The sequence below is a fragment of the Phocaeicola sp. RTP21198st1_B8_RTP21198_201120 genome (assembly GCF_040929485.1).
Classification (GTDB): Bacteria; Bacteroidota; Bacteroidia; order Bacteroidales; family Bacteroidaceae; genus Phocaeicola; species Phocaeicola dorei.
In genome coordinates this window covers 1-15,461 of sequence record NZ_JBCOCI010000038.1, presented here as the reverse complement: position 1 = coordinate 15,461, position 15,461 = coordinate 1, and the positions used below count along the sequence as shown (strand labels likewise).

Below are 15,461 nucleotides of genomic sequence, written 5' to 3'. Positions count from 1 at the left end.
CCCATGACAAAAACTGACTTTCCATGACTATAAGTGACAGGCGGTTCCGTCCTGTCCTCTTCTTCCTTTATTTTGTATTCCGAAACAATACCGGTTGTGTAATTTAATAATTTAAGATTTTAAGAAAATGGATTCAGAAAAGGAAAAGGACCGGCTTTCCGATATAATTCTCGGGAGGGTCGGGCTTATGGGGAACTTCCTGTCAGATCCTGTCTCCACATCCCCGGAACCTCCAGTGGATACGCTGGGCCGTGAAAGTCGGTCCCGGGCGGCAGAAGTGACATCCCCGGAAGAATACAAAAGGAAGTTTCTGGTTCCCGCCCCCAAGTCCGCGGAGTGGAAGACCGTGTACATTGACGGGAGGCTGCACCGCCGTATCGCCATGCTGGTCAGGGCCTCCGGTTGCGGCAGCATCTCAGGTTTCATCATCCGGCTGCTGGAGCTTCATATGGAGGAGCACAGGGAGGATATCGCCGGGCTGCTCGGTGAGGTCTACCGGCCCTGGGATGACGAGAATGGGATGGCCCGCCGGTAAACATCTGTAAATGTTCAAAAAGATATGTCAATGAAAGGAAAGAACGTGAAAGGCCGGACGGGTCCCGGCGGAATGGACGCGGAGCACATCTGCGGGATAATGGGGGAAGCCCCTACCCAGCCTCGGTGGAACGGGGCCGTACAGCCGTCCCTCTACGGCGATGAATACCTAAATGGAATTGCGAGCGTGCAGCGCCGGTCACTGCACATTCCCGCCACCCTGCACCGGAAACTCTCCATCCTGGCGGGAGCCTCAAACGGGAAGGTCACGCTGGAGGGGTTCATCAACCACCTTGTCTCGCGGCATCTGGAAGAATACAGGGAAACGGCGGAGATGATTCTGGAGGAGTCCCTGCCCGGCCGGACATAAGGGGCCGTCTCCCATGACAGGGCATCTCATCCGATCGGGGCATTGTTTTTTGTCTCAGGAACAATAGTGTTTAACATTTTAAAGGTATGAGTATGAAAAAAGAAAAAGAGTTGTTGGTTGCCGTCGCCAGCCAGAAGGGCGGCGTGGGCAAATCGGTCTTTACGGTACTGCTGGCCAGTGTGCTGCATTACCACAAAGGGCTGCGTGTGGCTGTCGTGGACTGTGACTCCCCGCAGCACAGTATCGCGCTGATGCGTGAGAGGGACATAGAGAACGTCATGAAAAACGATGACCTGAAGGTGGGCCTTTACCGGCAGCACGAGAGAATCCAAAAGCCTGCCTACCCAGTCATCAAGAGCGATCCGGAAAAAGCCGTGGAGGACCTGCGGCGTTATACCGTGGAGAAAGGCGAGGCTTTCGATGTCGTGCTTTTCGACCTCCCCGGAACGCTCCGCAGCGAGGGTGTGGTCTATACCGTCGCCGCGATGGACTACATCTTTGTCCCGCTCAAGGCGGACAACATCGTCATGCAGAGCTCCCTGCAGTTTGCCAAGGCGCTGGAAGAGGAGCTGATCGCCAAGGGGAACTGCAATCTGAAAGGGATCCGGTTGTTCTGGAACATGGTGGACAGGAGGGGACGGAAGGACTTGTACGAAGCCTGGAACCGGGTCATCCACAGGATGGGGCTGCGGCTGCTGTCCTCGCGCGTTCCGAACACCCTCCGCTACACCCGGGAGGCTGACCCTGTCCGCAAGGGTGTCTTCCGTTCCACGCTGTTCCCGCCCGATTCCCGTCAGGAGAAGGATTCCGGCCTTCCGGAACTGGTGGAGGAGATATGCCGCGCCATCGGTCTGGAGGAACCTGCTGCCGGCCGGGCGGATGATAAGATACAGACACCTTAAATAAGGATTTTTAGCCTAAGGTAAACTAAGCTAAACGGCACGGTAATAGGCTCCTTATAATTACGACTTCCCCTATGAATGCATTACCTTAGTAGTATATAATAAAGGAGGTAACAAGTTATGAGCGAGCAAATTAGGCGTGTTTTAGCACAAGAGACAACGAAGACAAGCAAGATCCGTCAGCTGTACCTTTTAGGGGTTCCCCGCGCGGAAATCGCAAGGATGGTGACCAACGGCAATTACGGTTTCGTGGTGAACGCCCTGCGCCGGATGAGGGAACGCGAGGGCGGTTTGAACATCCATCCGGCGACAACAGCGTTGGATTACACTTTCAACCGCAAGTTCGGTATCGAGATCGAGGCTTATAACTGCTCCCGTGAACGGCTCGCACGTGAGCTCAGGGAGGCCGGGATAGAGGTTGTGGTGGAAGGTTATAACCATACCACCCGTCCGCATTGGAAGCTCGTGACGGACAGCAGCCTGAACGGTAACGACACATTCGAGCTGGTCAGTCCGATCCTGGTCGGTGAAACCGGCCTGCGGGAACTGGAGAAGGTCTGCTGGGTGCTTGACCTGTGTGACGTGAAAGTGAACGAGAGCTGCGGGCTTCACGTGCATATCGATGCCGCCGGTTTCAGCATGGCAACCTGGCGTAACCTGGCCCTGAGTTACAAACATCTGGAACCGATCATCGACAGGTTCATGCCGGCATCCCGCAGGGACAACCGCTATTGCCGGGGACTGGGTCATGTCTCTGACGAGATGATACGTTCGGCCCGGACGGTGGATGAGCTGAAAGGAAGGATCGGCGACCGTTACCACAAGGTGAACCTCGAGGCCTACTCACGGCACAAGACGGTCGAGTTCCGCCAGCATTCTGGAACGACCAACTTCACAAAAATGCGCAACTGGGTGCTGTTTCTCCACAAATTGGTTACCTTTGCCACACAAGGGCAAGTGCCTGTGGCCACCGCGCTCCGGGACATCCCCTTCCTTGACGGTGAACAGAAACTCTATTATAAACTGAGAACCAAAAAACTATCGGCATGAACAGGCATATGTATATTTTGGCAGATAGCGGCAGGATTGCCGCCTCCGACCCTTCTGAGTTTGTACGCCTCCTGCGTGAGGGTAGCTGGTTTGACAGCGAATGCACCGATGAGGAGTACATGGTGAACTTCTCGGGCCGGTACCATGAACTGCACGGGGTGAGGGTGAGGACCGACACGCCCGGGAATTTCATGGACGACCTGAAAAAGTACGGCTACATCAAGGGCTGAGCGGCCCGCTCCTTTATTATTACACTCCCTGCCGGTTTGAGGTCACTCCACTTCATTTCCGGTGGGGATTTTTTCTTTTTCATCGCCGTGACGCACCCGTCCTGCGGGTTTCCAAAGGGGGGGCGTGAAAGCCGACTGGCTACGGAGTCTTTTTCCGCGCCATATGACAAAAAACGACTATTCATGACTATTCCTGCCAGTCGGACGAATGTGCTTGTCCCGCATGTTTTCTTCCCTTATATTCGCACCGACATTTAAACGAGTTGAAAATATGGAAATATGCTACATCGAGGCCGGTGTCCTTGAGAGGATGCTGGCATGCGTCGAGAAACTGTCCGGAGATGTGGACAGGCAGTATGAGAGGAACCGCTGTAAGGAACCCGGCGAGTGACTGGACGGCCAGGATGTCTGCCTGCGCCTTGACATCTCGCCGCGTACCCTACAGACCCTCCGCGATACCGGACGGCTGGCGTTCACCCGCCTCCAGCGGAAGTTCTATTACAAACCGGAGGACGTGGAGAGGCTGATGACCTACGTCGGCATCAGACGCAAGGAGAAGGCGGTGAGGGAAAGAAGAAAGAACGGAAACCTTTAAAGAACGGAAGAAATGGAAGGAATTATCGATAAGGAAGACGGGCGCATCCGCAGGTTCTTCGCCCTGCTGGACAATATAGAGAAAAAAGTGGAACGTCTTGCCTGTGACAACCGTCCTCCCTTCAACGGGGAACGGTTCCTGACCGACAGGGAGCTTTCCGAGACATTGAAGATCAGCCGCAGGTGCCTGCAGGATTACAGGGACCAAGGACGGATTCCCTATATCCAGCTCGGTGGGAAGATCCTGTACAGGCAGTCGGACATCGAGAAGCTGCTGGAGGAGAATTATCACCCTGCATTGGTATAATATCGTATTCAAGTTTAAGGATTGCCGCCGGAATTGCATTTACGATTCCGGCGGCAATCCTTATTTAGTCGGCGGTTTCCTTGCCGGCCGCATCCGCGGACTTTCTTCTTTCCATCAGCCGGTCCATGTCCGAGGATATCTTCCGGTCGGTGACCTGGGCGTAGACCTGCGTGCTGTCGATGTTTGTATGGCCCATCATCCTGGCGATGCTCTCTATCGGAATACCCGCGGTCAACGTCAGGGTCCCGAACGAATGCCGGGCCATATGGTAGGACAGGTTCTCCCTCATCCCCAGTGCCACGCCCATCCCGTGCACCTCGTACCAGAGGACGTCGCGGACAGGCAGCGGGAATACCGGCTTGCCCTCATCCGTGGTGTTGTAAAGCTCCAGTATCTGTTCGGCCACGGGGTGCAGCGGGATGAACGCCTCCACGTCCGTCTTGGCCCGGCGGATGCGGATATACCTTCTCCCTTCCGAGGTCCTTCCGATATGACGGGGATGGAGAGCCCTCGTGTCCGCGTAGGCAAGACCGGTCATACAGGAGAAGATGAATGTCCTGCGCGCCAGCTCCATCATCGGGTCGGGCATCGGGGTCTCCATCATCCGCTTCAGTTCATTGCGGCTGATATGCCTTAGTTTAGGTGCATCTTTCTTCTCGTATGCCACATCTTCTATCGGGTTGGCCCGCAATACTTCCCGGTCCACGGCGATGTAGATGAGCCGGTTGAGCCAGCACAGGCAGTGGTTCACATGCCCGTTCCTGTGTCCCAGCTCCTTCTTGAGAAAGACCTTGAACGATTCGGCGAACTCCCCGGTGATGTCCGAAAAGGCGATGTCCCTCATCCCGCGGGATTCGACGAACTGTCTCAGGTTAAGCTGCGTGGTCTTCGACTGGCGGTAGGTCGAGGTGGAGTTGATCTCCTTGGAGCGGATCCTGAGACGTTCGCGTTCCACCTCTCCGGCCTGCAGGAGATATTCCGGCACGGAATTGGCACCTGACACGGTGGTCTTGAGCAGCTCGGCCGTGACCACCCCCTGGTTCCTCAGCAGGTTGGCGTATGCCTCCTCCAGCCGGCTGCGGAAGGCGGCAAGGCGGTTGTTCTCCCTGACTGTTTTGATTTCACACTTCTTGCTGTCCCAGTCACCGGGCCTGCAATAGATGCCGGTGGTAACGGCTGACTTCTTGCCGTCAATGCTGATCCGGCAGAGGACGGCGGTCGTACTGTCCGATTTCACCTTGTTACGGTTGATGTAGAATAAGAGTTTGAATGTACTACGCATGATAATGATATTTTTTAGGATTAAAGAATGAGTTTCAAATCACGGGTCGCCTCGATGAACCTGTCCATGTCCTCGAACAGTTTCTTAGGGGTCACGCGCGCGTAGACTTGGGTGGTCTTTATGTTGGAGTGTCCCAGCATTTTGCTGATGGTCTCGATCGGAACCCCCTCCTCGAGCGTGACCAGGGAGGCGAAAGAATGTCTTCCCATGTGGTAGACGAGGTCCTGGCTGAGCCCCGCCATCAGGCGCAGGGATTTCATGTTGGCCCTGAGCGTGTGGTAGTCCTGCGGCGGGAAGAGGGTGGCGCGGGTATCGTCACGGTACTTTTCGATCAGTGCGAGGGCCTCCGGCAGCAGCTTGACGCGTCCGAGGTAGTCGGTCTTCTTCCGCCGGTATTTCAGCCAGAGGCTGTCCTCGTCATCCCAAAAGAGGTTCTCCCGGGTGATGCTTACCACATCGGCATAGGCGGTACCGGTGTAACAGGCGAAGAGGAAGAGATCCCGGGTGATGACATGTGACCTGCGTTTTTCTGGTATCTCCAGATCACGCAGCTTCTCGAAATTCTCACGGCTGAGTGCTTTCGGTGTTGTCTCCTTCTGCTTGGGCAGCTTGAAGTGGCAGAAATGATATTTCTCCGAGTGCCCTTCCTTGTAGGCGATGCGGCAGATCTTTTTCAGGATGGACAGGTAATGGCGCACCGTCTCCATCGCCAGTTTCTTCTTTTCCAGGCAGAAATCCTGATAGTCACGGATGAACTGCTCGTTGAGCTGTCCGAAGGCGAGGTCCGAGACCTTGAATTCCGTTTTGATGAATTCGGCAAGGGTGCGCCGGGTGTACACGTAGGTCGACATTGTCGTCGGCGCACGGTCCACGCCCACACGGGCCTTCATCTCCTCGTTGTGCCGGTCGAGAAGTTTGAGCAGGGTCATCTGCATGCCCGCGTTACCCTGGAACATGTCCCTGACCGCGGCGGCATCGAAATCCTTTTTCCTTTCCATGAGGGAATTGAAGGCCGAGTGTACGGCAAGCAGCAGCCTCTCTATCTTTTCATTGGTCTCCACCGCTTCACGGCTCTTGCCGTTCAGCCGGCTCTCACGTGCGTTCCATAGCCCGGGGGTACAGGAGAGCTTGCAGCTGAACTGCGCCATCGTGCGGTTGAGGGTGATCCGTCCCATGATCGGGGTCTTGCCGGTCTTGTCCGGCTCGCTCTTTTTCAGGTAGAGCAGCACCTTGAATTTTTCCACTTTCATAACGCTCTTTTTTAGGTTGTAAAAATACTCCTTTGAAAAGCGTCCTTTGGCATGCAAAACATTGATAAACAGTGAATACAAATCCGCTTTGTTCCTATCGGTAAAAATTCGGTTACCTGCCGTTGTTTCCGAAACAGGCGGCTAACAGTCTGGTAACTGAAACGTTGCAATATTTTGTTTTCTTTTGCAGGTCTGTCTGTTCTGCAATTCTCGCAAAATGCTTAATTATAAACGATTTACGTTTAATTCTCGTCATTCTGTTTTTTATTGCATTTCTAAATATTACTTACATGAGCCGCCATAGTTTCGCATCGGTTATCGCACTGGCTAACAACGTGTCACTGCCGAATGTGGCTAAAATGCTGGGGCATTCATCCACCCGAATGACACAGCACTACGCAAAGGTATTAGACCAAACGATACTAAGGGATATGCAAGAAGTTGAAAAACAAATTAATAATTTGCATATATGAGTTTTTTCTGCTAAATTTGACAATAGAAACATTATAAATATAAAAGCCATGTTTGATTTTACACAAATAACACTTGTAATAGGGAAATGCAATAAAAATACTCATGCAATTGACATGTTAGGAACAGGATTCCTTATTTCTAATGAGGGTAAAGTAGTTACAGCACGACATGTTGTAGGAAATGAAACAAATGATTTATGCGTTTTGTTACCTCATATTCCGAATATAAATGTTTATCAAGACGTAACAGACTTATCATGTCGTCCTGCCACTGCTATTATTGAAGATATAAATCCAATTACTGATTTATGCATATTAAAAACGGATTTAGGATTTAATGGCAATTTACCTCCATTGGAATCATTAGATAACATTCCTGTGGGAGAGAAAATTGGTATGTTTGGATTTCCACATTGTGTTATGGGCAGAAGAGTGTTAACATATCAAGAAACAGAAATTGGAGCTAAAATGTTATTAGAAACATCCGGAATCAAATCAAAATATGCAACGATTAATATACAAACAAGACCTGGACAATCAGGTTCTTTAATATTTAATATTAGGACAGGGGCAATTATTGGCTTATTAATAGGTACTTATGCGCCTGCGTCAGGAGTTATTATAGCCGGAATAAACCCTCATGAGTTAAACCAAACTTCTTATTGTATTTCTGCAAATCACATAAAAGAAATGTTATGATAGAAATAGATGATTTATCTCTTAACGAGTGGTATGCTTGCCTTAAACCATATCAAAAAGTTGTTATTGAACAATTAGTATCTAAATATGGAGAAGAAAAAGCAGCCGAGGAATGGTTAACAGCGAGAGGTCCCATTCAAACAGCGACATTCGGAGGTAGTCAAACCAATACGGCAGAAGCCCAAAACTATTGGAGCAGACTAAAAGATGAATTTGACAAACTCATTTGTGGACATCCTGATTATGAAAAAGAACAAAAGAAATTTTTAGCGGCAGGAAAATCCATCGGTTTAGGAAGTGTTACTGCTCTATCAAATTGGTTATCACCAATTATAGGAATGACACCTGCCATTTTAGTTCCTGCCATTATCCTAATATTACACACTACATCCAAAATGGGAGTTAAGGCATATTGTTCTACAAAGCATTTTGTTACTGAATAGTTTTTGAATAATTAAAAAGCCAGCAACACAGTTTTCAAGAAACCGTGATTGCTGGCTTTCAACCAAACAATATAGAAAACAAGACAGCTATATTTCAATACTTCAATATTTCAAGAAAGCAAGACAGCAAGAAAACAAGATTCCATGTTTTCAAGATTTCATTTCTGATAGAACCTTTCCAACAAATCCATGATGTCGCTTTCCCGGTAGATGATTTTTCCCGGAAGCTGCACGTACCCCAGCAGTCCCGTGTCCCTGTAATCCTGCAAAGTCCGTTTGCTGATGCAAAGTCGCTCGCATACTTCCTCACCCGTCAGGTAGTGTTCACCGTTCAATACCGGGCGATAGTTCATTACCACGTACTCCACGTTTTCCAGTACCCTGTCAAGGGAAGAAAACAGCACCAACGTAGTTTCGGAATCTTTCGTTATCAAATCCATACGCCTACTTTTTAGAATTGTCCCTTACTTGGTCGAGCAGAAATGTTTCCACGTCCGAAGCCTTGTAGTAAATCTTATTGTTAATCTGCGAATAAGGCAGTTTCCCCGTATCACGGTAGGTCTGCATTGTCCGGGCTGAAACATTCAGCAAACGGCAGGTCTCGCAGTTATCCAACCACTTGTCACGCTTCCTGCGTAAAGGCACACAGAGCGCATCCACACGCCCCACAAAATTTTCAAACCTCTGTTTCCAAAGTTCAAAGGTTCTCTTTTCAATCGTCACTATTTCCATAACCGATATATTTATTTTTGTCAATACTCCGTTTTTCTTCACTGGTGCAAATATATAAGACTGAATGACAGGTTGTTTCTTTCTGTCCGCAAATGACCTTGCGTGTCCGAAAATGTCCACCACCACCCCAACAACAACACGAAAGAAACGAACCGATAACAAAAAACCTGTTTTCCCCCACTTTCTAAATAAGTAAGGTAATAAACACAAAGCCGTTTTCTATTTGCCGACATTAATTTGGTGCAGAGCGCAGCAAAGCGATTCCAAACGGCTGACGCTTTGTTTTTTACCGATTTTTCTTATTTTATTTGTGGTGCTAATTCAAAAAACAAGCACCTATGAATAATCCTTTCGAAGAAATTTTCAAACGGCTGGAGAACATAGAAAAGATGATTGCCCCGGTCATGGGCTCACAGCCCGAAGAACGGCAGGACGGAAAAGAGCCTGTGTTAGTCAAAATATCCGTTGCCAGCGGCATAACCGGGTATTCGGTCAATTACCTGTACCACTTAGCCAGCAAGGGACTGATACCGTGTGTCAAGCGTGGGCGCACCCTACGTTTCGACATGGAGGGACTAAAAAAGTGGATGCAGCAGCAGTATGTCCCGGCTTCTAACAGACTTCCCGATGAAAAAGAAAAAAAGTGATGATACAAGGCATATCGAGGGCTGGCAGTCCAAGAACGAGCGCATCGAAAGCCTGTTGAACGTCCTGTACGATTTCCGGTTCAACACCGTAAAGAGCCGGACGGAATACCGGGCTGCAAGTTCTGCGGACTTGTACCAGCCCGTTACAAAATTTGCCCTGAACACTTTCAGGCGCAGACTGGACGCAACGGCTGACATTTCCACCTCTACCGACAACATCCGCATGATACTGGAAAGCGATTTCGCAAGAAAGGCTCACCCCATACAGGAGTATTTCAACGCCCTGCCCTTACTGAATCCTGCCGAACACGGGCATATCGGCAGGCTTCTGAACACGGTACAGGTAGCCAATCCCGGCAAATGGGAGGAATATTTCACGAAATGGCTTATCGGTGTGGTAGCCAACGCCATGAACGACACGGGATGTCAGAACCATACCTGTCTGGTATTGACCGGGGACAAGCAGGGACAGTTCAAATCGTGGTGGCTGGACAACCTTTGCCCGACACCGCTTAAGAACTACCTGTTTACCGGGAAGATAGACCCGCAGGGCAAAGACATCCTGACACTGATAGCCGAATACCTGTTCATCAACATTGACGACCAGCTAAAGGAACTCAACAAGCAGAACGAGAACGCCTTGAAGAACCTTATCACCACCCCGGCGGTGAAATACCGCAGACCGTATGATGTTTACATAGAGGAATACCCCCACCTTGCCAGCTTCATGGCTTCGGTGAACGGCAACGAGTTCCTGACCGACCCGACAGGCAGCAGGCGTTTTCTGCCGTTTGAAGTCCTGCACATAGACAAGCCCACGGCAGAAAGTATTCACATGGATAACGTCTATTCCGAAATCATGTACCTGTACCGTCAGGGTGTACGCTACTGGTTCAATGATGCGGAGATTGAAGAACTGCACCTGACAAATGCGGAATTTGAGGTGCAGACAATCGAGTTTGAAATGCTGATGCAATATTTTGAACAACCGACAGCAGAGGAGGAAAGGAACTGTTTCATGACTACCGCACAGATACTCGCACACCTACGCAATATATCCCCTGTTCAGTTATCCGAAAAAAGATTGGGGGAATCATTGCGGAAAATCGGTTTCAAACGGGTGCAAAAGCGCATAAACAACAACTATTATCCCGTATATGGGTACAGGATAAAGCCTGTTTCGGCTTCCCGTACAGGAGATGATTACGGGTAGAACCGGAATGTAGTAGCTTCTACATTTTCTTTATTATATAAATAACTATCTAATAAACAATGATTTATTAATTGTGTAGTATGAAGTAAGATAGAATCCCAAACTTTCGGGAAATCCGGAAAAAAGAAAAAACGGCAATATAATATATAGGATATATTTATTCCTTTTTTAAAGGATAAATAATTACTATGTTACTACATGTACTACAATCCGTTGAAAAAGAAACAGATAGATGTAGTAATGTCCTGTGCTTCTTCTTACTCGCTTCTTGCTTCATTATTACTATCGTTAAATTTAAAAATAAAAATCATGACCTACAAGGAAGCCAACAATATCAGTATCAAAGATTACCTGAACTCTTTGGGAATCCAACCCGTCACGGAAAAAGGAAGCTACGGCATGTATCGCAGCCCCTTACGGGAGGACAACACGCCAAGTTTCAAGGTGGATTATAACGCCAATCTATGGTGTGACTACGGAACTGGTGAGGGCGGGACGCTCATCGACCTTGTGATGAAGCAGCACGAGTGCAACGCCTACGGTGCTATCTGCCGACTGGAACAGGGTGATACCGCCTCTTTTTCCTTTCACGGGAAAGACCTGCCCGAAAGGGACACGAAAAGGCAAGCAGCCAGCCCGATAGATATACGCAGAATACAGCCGTTACAGAATCCGGCACTCATACGCTATTTGCAGGAAAGGGGGATTTCTCCCGGAACGGCATCCCCATACGTGCAGGAAATGTATTACCGCGTCGGTGGAAAGCCTTATTTTGCGCTGGCATTCAGGAATGATTCAGGAGGTTATGAACTCCGCAATCCCCGTTTCAAGGGCAGCACATCGAAAGACATCACCCATATACGGCAGCAGGGAGAGCCGAGAGATACCTGTTTCGTGTTCGAGGGATTTTTGGATTTCCTCTCGTTCCTCACTATCCGGCAACAGAAAAGCCCGGATATGCCCTGCACCGACTGGCAGGACTACGTTATTCTGAACTCCACCGCCAACACGGATAAAGCCTTATATCCGTTGGCTGATTACGGGCATATACATTGTATGCTTGACAATGACGAAGCCGGGAGGAAAGCGGTTGAAGCCATAAGGCAGGAATACAAATGGCGTGTACGTGACGCATCACACCTGTACAGCGGTCACAATGACCTGAACGACTATTTGCGTAGCCTTAAAGTGAAACAATCCCAAGACTTGACAGTTACCGACAAGCCCCAGCCGGAGCAGGATAACAGACAAAATCCGGGTGAAAAAAGAAAGAGAGGGCTAAGGATGTGACCTGCAAGACTGGCAGCATGAACAGACGGCAGGCTGTGTGATTAGGGAGAGCAAGGTTATGTTTCGGTTTACCGAAACACCTTGCTTTGCCTGACAGCAAAGAAAATTTCTCCTGTTGGTCGCAATTTTTAAGATACCACCTAAAAGCAAAAGCCTATGACAGAGATAAGGAACAAACCGGGAGGTCGCCCGGCAAAAAGCCGGATAGACAAGCAGAACCGGGTAGTCAGTACGAAGCTGACCGAGTTACAGTTCTACGCTATCAGGAAGCGAGCCACCGAAGCCGGGCTGCGTGTCAGCGAGTACGTCCGGCAGGCTGTCGTTTCGGCAGAGGTAACGCCCCGGCTGAACAGGCAGGATGCGGACACTATCCGCAAGCTGGCGGGCGAAGCCAACAACATCAACCAGTTAGCGCACCGGGCGAATGCCGGAGGGTTCGCACTGGTGGCGGTGGAACTGGTGAAACTCAAAAACAGGATTGTCGAAATCATTAACCAGTTGTCGGATGATTGGAAAAATAAAAAAGGGAAGCGGATTTAAAGGCTGCGTGAACTATGTACTCAGCAAGGAACAGGCTGCTTTGCTCCATGCGGAGGGAGTGTTGACAGAAAGCAACCGGGACATCATACGCAGTTTCATACTGCAAGCCGGGATGAACCCCGACCTGAAAAAGCCTGTCGGACATATTGCGCTAAGCTATTCCCCGGTGGACGCACCCAAGCTGACAGACGGGAAAATGATACAGCTTGCGCAGGAGTACATGCGTGAAATGAAAATCACCGATACGCAGTACATCATCGTGCGCCACCAAGACCGGGAACATCCACACGTGCATATCGTGTTCAACCGCATAGACAACAACGGCAAGACCATTTCGGACAGAAACGACATGTACCGCAACGAGCAGGTATGCAAGAAGCTGAAAGCCAAACACGGGCTTTATTTCGCTAAAGGCAAGGAGCATGTAAAGCAGTACCGTTTGAAAGAGCCGGACAAATCCAAATACGAGATTTACAATGCCGTAAAGGATGAAATCGGGAAATCAAGGAACTGGCGGCAGTTACAAACCCGGCTGGCAGAAAAGGGTATCGGGATTCATTTCAAGTACAGGGGACAGACTGGCGAAGTACAGGGCATATCCTTTTCCAAAGGCGAATACACGTTCAAGGGTTCGGAGATAGACCGCAGTTTCAGTTTCTCCAAGCTGGATAAATGCTTCGGGGATACGGGGCTGAACACTGTCGGAAGCAACCGACAGACGGTTTTCGCACCTGTTCAGGAGCTATCGCAGACACCGGGCAAAGCCGACAGTCCGTTACTGGCAGGCTTGGGCGGTCTGTTCTCCGCCTCGTCCTCTCCGGCTGATGAAACGCCCGACAATCCCGGTGAAAGAAAAAAGAAGAAAAAGAAACGACACTTAAAATTATAGGGACATGGAAAATAACTTAATTTTGGAGGGGCTTCTCTCCATGGTTACGGAACTGAAAGAACGGCAGGAGAAGCAGGTAACGCCAGCCAGCCGGGAGGAAACGATTAACCGACTGGACGTTATCGAACAGCGCATTTCGGAAATGCAAGGTAAATCCGGCATTACTGAAAACATGGTGCAGGAGATTCTAAACCAAATCGGCAGTATCGGAAAAGGGCAGTCCGAGAACCCAAAACAAGACCTTGAAGATATAAAGGGGCTTATCGTGACCTCGCACCGATATTTCAAGGAGCGGTTAAAAGTGTTATTCCCGGTTGATGATACAGCACTGACCGGAGAAGTAACGCCCGTTTCATGGTACGACAAACTGATATACCGGGTAACTCCGTACCTGAAAACTAAGTTCTTTCTTTTTTCAGCAGGGATAATCATTTGTCTTGTGTCGCTTGTGTTGAATGTACGTTTTGTACAAAAAATGCAGCGGTTACAGGACAACGATATAAAATACCGCTATATCCTGATGAAAGGAAAAGCAGACGGCAGCAGCCTTGATTTGCTGGAAACAAAGTTCAGCCGGGAACGGGATAACGCTTTTGTCCGAAGCCTGACCGATTCGGTGAAAGGCTTTGAATACCGCATCAGGAAGCAGGCGGAAGCGTTGGAACGGGCAAGGCTGTTAAACAAACAAGCAGAGCGGCTAAAGGAGGAAGCCGACAAGTTGGGCAAGCCATAAACCAAAGCAAAGCCGGAGCAGAACCGCCCCGGCTTTCAAATTCACTTCTTTTTCTTCGTGCTGTGTTCTTTCTCGAACTGGCGCAGCGTGGTGGCACTGAACCGCTCCTTGATGAACTCCCGGACATCGGAAGCCTTGTAGTACACTTTTCCGCTGATTGTGAAGTATGGCAGCGCACCGATAGCCCGGTAACGTTGCAGGGTCTTGATACTCACTTTGAACAACAGGCACAAGTCCTGATTATCCAACAGGTTGTCATCTTCGGGTAGCACCCTGTCGGCATTGCGCAGTACCCGTACATCTTTGCAGAGTTCTTCCAGTTTGGCGTACAGCTTCTGCATCCATACGCTGAAATCGTCATTGTCTATATACATGATTGCTTCATTTTTCTGATTATACATTATTGTTTGTCAATCGATTGATGAAGCAAAGTTCAGAAAACGAGAGCAAAGAAAATAAGGGAATGGTACATCCACTCCCCTATAAATTATTTATATCTCATTGATTATCAAATAAAAATATTTAAAAATAATCGTAGCCATTGTCTTTACTCTTTTTAATAATAGCTAATTTCAACCTATCTAAAAAATCTGTGATTTTTGTAGGTTTTCGTTTAATAACTGCTATTTCTTTTTTGTATATATCACCAAAACTGATATTAAACATTTTCTCAAAAATACGTGATATATCACTTAGAAAAATATCCTTGTTATCAATGCGAATAATACCATCTTTGATATAAAAAATACCACAAACTAATTCCATTATATCTATAATTTTAATGACCTCGCTATTTAAATAAAAGGGAGATTTCCAATCTGATTCAATATTAATGAAAAATTTGGGGTATTCCATTTGCCGATAGATTAGTTCTTGCTCCATATTTATTAAAGATAACAGTTTGTCAAGACATATAATTTTCAACTTGCTATTTTCCGTAGGTGAAGTTTCTTCTAAAGCCTTAATTGTACCAAAATCTATATAACTCATATTTAATTGCCTAATACGTGTTTTGTTATCATTTTCTTTATTAAGGTAATCGAACAATTCTTCTACAAATTCAAGATATGCAGCAGTAATAGATTCTATATCAGATTTTTCCTTTTGGAAAGGATGTTTTAATAATTTATATATCTGTTTTTCTGCTAAATTCCAGTTTGCCATAATTAACTTAAGTAGCTATCGTGATCATTTTATAAGTTCTTTGCCTCAAATCCGCAACTAAGCCCTTGAACGTCCTTATTGCGTTTACACGTCCTCTCATTACTGAATTTGCAGATAAT

At 48.3% G+C, this 15,461-nt stretch carries 22 protein-coding genes; 16 read left to right on the top strand and 6 right to left on the bottom strand.

Annotated features, from left to right (window positions below; all coding sequences use genetic code 11):
* Positions 1 to 127: 127 nt before the first annotated feature.
* The 7 genes from AB5935_RS14200 to AB5935_RS14170 all read left to right on the top strand — a co-directional run bounded on the left by AB5935_RS14200 (position 128) and on the right by AB5935_RS14170 (position 3,987).
* The gene (locus AB5935_RS14200; RefSeq protein WP_038608684.1) at positions 128 to 535 is read left to right on the top strand and encodes a DUF3408 domain-containing protein; all 408 of its coding nucleotides are present in this window, start codon (positions 128 to 130) and stop codon (positions 533 to 535) included.
* A 30-nt stretch (positions 536 to 565) separates the two neighbouring features.
* Positions 566 to 904, top strand: coding sequence for a DUF3408 domain-containing protein (locus AB5935_RS14195; protein ID WP_038608681.1), 339 nt, complete (start codon positions 566 to 568; stop codon positions 902 to 904).
* A 92-nt stretch (positions 905 to 996) separates the two neighbouring features.
* The gene (locus tag AB5935_RS14190; RefSeq protein ID WP_087425995.1) at positions 997 to 1,806 is read left to right on the top strand and encodes a ParA family protein; all 810 of its coding nucleotides are present in this window, start codon (positions 997 to 999) and stop codon (positions 1,804 to 1,806) included.
* Positions 1,807 to 1,926: 120 nt separating this feature from the next.
* Positions 1,927 to 2,856 carry an amidoligase family protein gene (locus AB5935_RS14185; RefSeq protein WP_054349887.1) on the top strand — a complete coding sequence of 310 codons (930 nt, stop codon included), beginning with the start codon at positions 1,927 to 1,929 and terminating at the stop codon, positions 2,854 to 2,856.
* Positions 2,853 to 3,086, top strand: a complete 234-nt coding sequence (locus AB5935_RS14180; RefSeq protein ID WP_054349888.1) for a hypothetical protein — start codon at positions 2,853 to 2,855, stop codon at positions 3,084 to 3,086. The genes AB5935_RS14185 and AB5935_RS14180 overlap by 4 nt, the downstream gene beginning before the upstream one ends.
* A gap of 391 nt (positions 3,087 to 3,477) precedes the next feature.
* Entirely contained in the window at positions 3,478 to 3,681 is a 204-nt protein-coding gene (locus tag AB5935_RS14175; RefSeq protein WP_087425953.1) for a helix-turn-helix domain-containing protein, read from the top strand.
* A 12-nt stretch (positions 3,682 to 3,693) separates the two neighbouring features.
* Entirely contained in the window at positions 3,694 to 3,987 is a 294-nt protein-coding gene (locus tag AB5935_RS14170; RefSeq protein ID WP_008665353.1) for a helix-turn-helix domain-containing protein, read from the top strand.
* A 64-nt stretch (positions 3,988 to 4,051) separates the two neighbouring features.
* On the opposite strand, the gene AB5935_RS14165 is transcribed toward AB5935_RS14170, so the two are convergent.
* Together AB5935_RS14165 and AB5935_RS14160 are read right to left on the bottom strand one after the other, a co-directional pair.
* Positions 4,052 to 5,269, bottom strand: a complete 1,218-nt coding sequence (locus AB5935_RS14165) for a site-specific integrase (protein ID WP_054349890.1) — start codon at positions 5,267 to 5,269, stop codon at positions 4,052 to 4,054.
* Between the two features lie 20 nt (positions 5,270 to 5,289).
* Positions 5,290 to 6,519, bottom strand: coding sequence for a site-specific integrase (locus AB5935_RS14160; RefSeq protein WP_120053604.1), 1,230 nt, complete (start codon positions 6,517 to 6,519; stop codon positions 5,290 to 5,292).
* A gap of 206 nt (positions 6,520 to 6,725) precedes the next feature.
* Between AB5935_RS14160 and AB5935_RS14155 the strand changes: the two genes are divergently transcribed.
* Genes AB5935_RS14155 through AB5935_RS14145 form a run of 3 tightly spaced genes read left to right on the top strand, consistent with a single transcriptional unit; the run spans position 6,726 to position 8,134 of the window.
* Positions 6,726 to 6,992, top strand: coding sequence for a tyrosine-type recombinase/integrase (locus AB5935_RS14155; protein WP_308159304.1), 267 nt, complete (start codon positions 6,726 to 6,728; stop codon positions 6,990 to 6,992).
* A 48-nt stretch (positions 6,993 to 7,040) separates the two neighbouring features.
* The gene (locus AB5935_RS14150; RefSeq protein WP_229108819.1) at positions 7,041 to 7,691 is read left to right on the top strand and encodes a serine protease; all 651 of its coding nucleotides are present in this window, start codon (positions 7,041 to 7,043) and stop codon (positions 7,689 to 7,691) included.
* Entirely contained in the window at positions 7,688 to 8,134 is a 447-nt protein-coding gene (locus AB5935_RS14145; protein ID WP_054349893.1) for a hypothetical protein, read from the top strand. Before AB5935_RS14150 ends, AB5935_RS14145 begins: the two co-directional genes overlap by 4 nt.
* A 158-nt stretch (positions 8,135 to 8,292) precedes the next feature.
* On the opposite strand, the gene AB5935_RS14140 is transcribed toward AB5935_RS14145, so the two are convergent.
* The gene (locus tag AB5935_RS14140) at positions 8,293 to 8,574 is read right to left on the bottom strand and encodes a helix-turn-helix domain-containing protein (RefSeq protein WP_054349894.1); all 282 of its coding nucleotides are present in this window, start codon (positions 8,572 to 8,574) and stop codon (positions 8,293 to 8,295) included.
* A gap of 4 nt (positions 8,575 to 8,578) precedes the next feature.
* The gene (locus tag AB5935_RS14135; RefSeq protein ID WP_054349921.1) at positions 8,579 to 8,866 is read right to left on the bottom strand and encodes a helix-turn-helix domain-containing protein; all 288 of its coding nucleotides are present in this window, start codon (positions 8,864 to 8,866) and stop codon (positions 8,579 to 8,581) included.
* Positions 8,867 to 9,204: 338 nt separating this feature from the next.
* Here AB5935_RS14135 and AB5935_RS14130 point away from each other — a divergent pair, with 338 nt between their 5' ends.
* The 6 genes from AB5935_RS14130 (at position 9,205) to AB5935_RS14105 (ending at position 14,178) form a co-directional block, all read left to right on the top strand.
* Entirely contained in the window at positions 9,205 to 9,513 is a 309-nt protein-coding gene (locus tag AB5935_RS14130) for a helix-turn-helix domain-containing protein (RefSeq protein WP_134771213.1), read from the top strand.
* Positions 9,494 to 10,726, top strand: coding sequence for a VapE domain-containing protein (locus AB5935_RS14125; RefSeq protein WP_120053600.1), 1,233 nt, complete (start codon positions 9,494 to 9,496; stop codon positions 10,724 to 10,726). Before AB5935_RS14130 ends, AB5935_RS14125 begins: the two co-directional genes overlap by 20 nt.
* Before the next feature lie 309 nt (positions 10,727 to 11,035).
* Entirely contained in the window at positions 11,036 to 12,016 is a 981-nt protein-coding gene (locus tag AB5935_RS14120; RefSeq protein ID WP_149998319.1) for a toprim domain-containing protein, read from the top strand.
* Positions 12,017 to 12,172: 156 nt separating this feature from the next.
* Positions 12,173 to 12,556, top strand: a complete 384-nt coding sequence (locus tag AB5935_RS14115) for a MobC family plasmid mobilization relaxosome protein (protein ID WP_038608653.1) — start codon at positions 12,173 to 12,175, stop codon at positions 12,554 to 12,556.
* Positions 12,522 to 13,445, top strand: a complete 924-nt coding sequence (locus AB5935_RS14110; protein ID WP_038608650.1) for a relaxase/mobilization nuclease domain-containing protein — start codon at positions 12,522 to 12,524, stop codon at positions 13,443 to 13,445. Before AB5935_RS14115 ends, AB5935_RS14110 begins: the two co-directional genes overlap by 35 nt.
* A gap of 4 nt (positions 13,446 to 13,449) precedes the next feature.
* Entirely contained in the window at positions 13,450 to 14,178 is a 729-nt protein-coding gene (locus tag AB5935_RS14105) for a hypothetical protein (protein ID WP_038608647.1), read from the top strand.
* A 41-nt stretch (positions 14,179 to 14,219) separates the two neighbouring features.
* Here the strand turns inward: AB5935_RS14105 and AB5935_RS14100 are convergent, their stop codons facing one another.
* Positions 14,220 to 14,552, bottom strand: coding sequence for a helix-turn-helix domain-containing protein (locus tag AB5935_RS14100; RefSeq protein WP_038608644.1), 333 nt, complete (start codon positions 14,550 to 14,552; stop codon positions 14,220 to 14,222).
* Positions 14,553 to 14,700: 148 nt separating this feature from the next.
* Complete coding sequence (locus AB5935_RS14095; protein ID WP_038608641.1) at positions 14,701 to 15,342, bottom strand: RteC domain-containing protein; 642 nt, start codon at positions 15,340 to 15,342, stop codon at positions 14,701 to 14,703.
* Positions 15,343 to 15,461: the final 119 nt, after the last annotated feature.

Coding starts and splice junctions, on each gene's coding strand:
- AB5935_RS14145 (WP_054349893.1), top strand. CDS start 7,688: ATGATAGAAATAGATGATTTATCTCTTAACGAGTGGTATGCTTGCCTT.
- AB5935_RS14130 (WP_134771213.1), top strand. CDS start 9,205: ATGAATAATCCTTTCGAAGAAATTTTCAAACGGCTGGAGAACATAGAA.
- AB5935_RS14160 (WP_120053604.1), bottom strand. CDS start 6,519: ATGAAAGTGGAAAAATTCAAGGTGCTGCTCTACCTGAAAAAGAGCGAG.
- AB5935_RS14180 (WP_054349888.1), top strand. CDS start 2,853: ATGAACAGGCATATGTATATTTTGGCAGATAGCGGCAGGATTGCCGCC.
- AB5935_RS14105 (WP_038608647.1), top strand. CDS start 13,450: ATGGAAAATAACTTAATTTTGGAGGGGCTTCTCTCCATGGTTACGGAA.
- AB5935_RS14115 (WP_038608653.1), top strand. CDS start 12,173: ATGACAGAGATAAGGAACAAACCGGGAGGTCGCCCGGCAAAAAGCCGG.
- AB5935_RS14110 (WP_038608650.1), top strand. CDS start 12,522: ATGATTGGAAAAATAAAAAAGGGAAGCGGATTTAAAGGCTGCGTGAAC.
- AB5935_RS14190 (WP_087425995.1), top strand. CDS start 997: ATGAAAAAAGAAAAAGAGTTGTTGGTTGCCGTCGCCAGCCAGAAGGGC.
- AB5935_RS14100 (WP_038608644.1), bottom strand. CDS start 14,552: ATGTATATAGACAATGACGATTTCAGCGTATGGATGCAGAAGCTGTAC.
- AB5935_RS14140 (WP_054349894.1), bottom strand. CDS start 8,574: ATGGATTTGATAACGAAAGATTCCGAAACTACGTTGGTGCTGTTTTCT.
- AB5935_RS14120 (WP_149998319.1), top strand. CDS start 11,036: ATGACCTACAAGGAAGCCAACAATATCAGTATCAAAGATTACCTGAAC.
- AB5935_RS14165 (WP_054349890.1), bottom strand. CDS start 5,269: ATGCGTAGTACATTCAAACTCTTATTCTACATCAACCGTAACAAGGTG.
- AB5935_RS14195 (WP_038608681.1), top strand. CDS start 566: ATGAAAGGAAAGAACGTGAAAGGCCGGACGGGTCCCGGCGGAATGGAC.
- AB5935_RS14125 (WP_120053600.1), top strand. CDS start 9,494: ATGAAAAAGAAAAAAAGTGATGATACAAGGCATATCGAGGGCTGGCAG.
- AB5935_RS14170 (WP_008665353.1), top strand. CDS start 3,694: ATGGAAGGAATTATCGATAAGGAAGACGGGCGCATCCGCAGGTTCTTC.
- AB5935_RS14095 (WP_038608641.1), bottom strand. CDS start 15,342: ATGGCAAACTGGAATTTAGCAGAAAAACAGATATATAAATTATTAAAA.
- AB5935_RS14200 (WP_038608684.1), top strand. CDS start 128: ATGGATTCAGAAAAGGAAAAGGACCGGCTTTCCGATATAATTCTCGGG.
- AB5935_RS14135 (WP_054349921.1), bottom strand. CDS start 8,866: ATGGAAATAGTGACGATTGAAAAGAGAACCTTTGAACTTTGGAAACAG.
- AB5935_RS14185 (WP_054349887.1), top strand. CDS start 1,927: ATGAGCGAGCAAATTAGGCGTGTTTTAGCACAAGAGACAACGAAGACA.
- AB5935_RS14150 (WP_229108819.1), top strand. CDS start 7,041: ATGTTTGATTTTACACAAATAACACTTGTAATAGGGAAATGCAATAAA.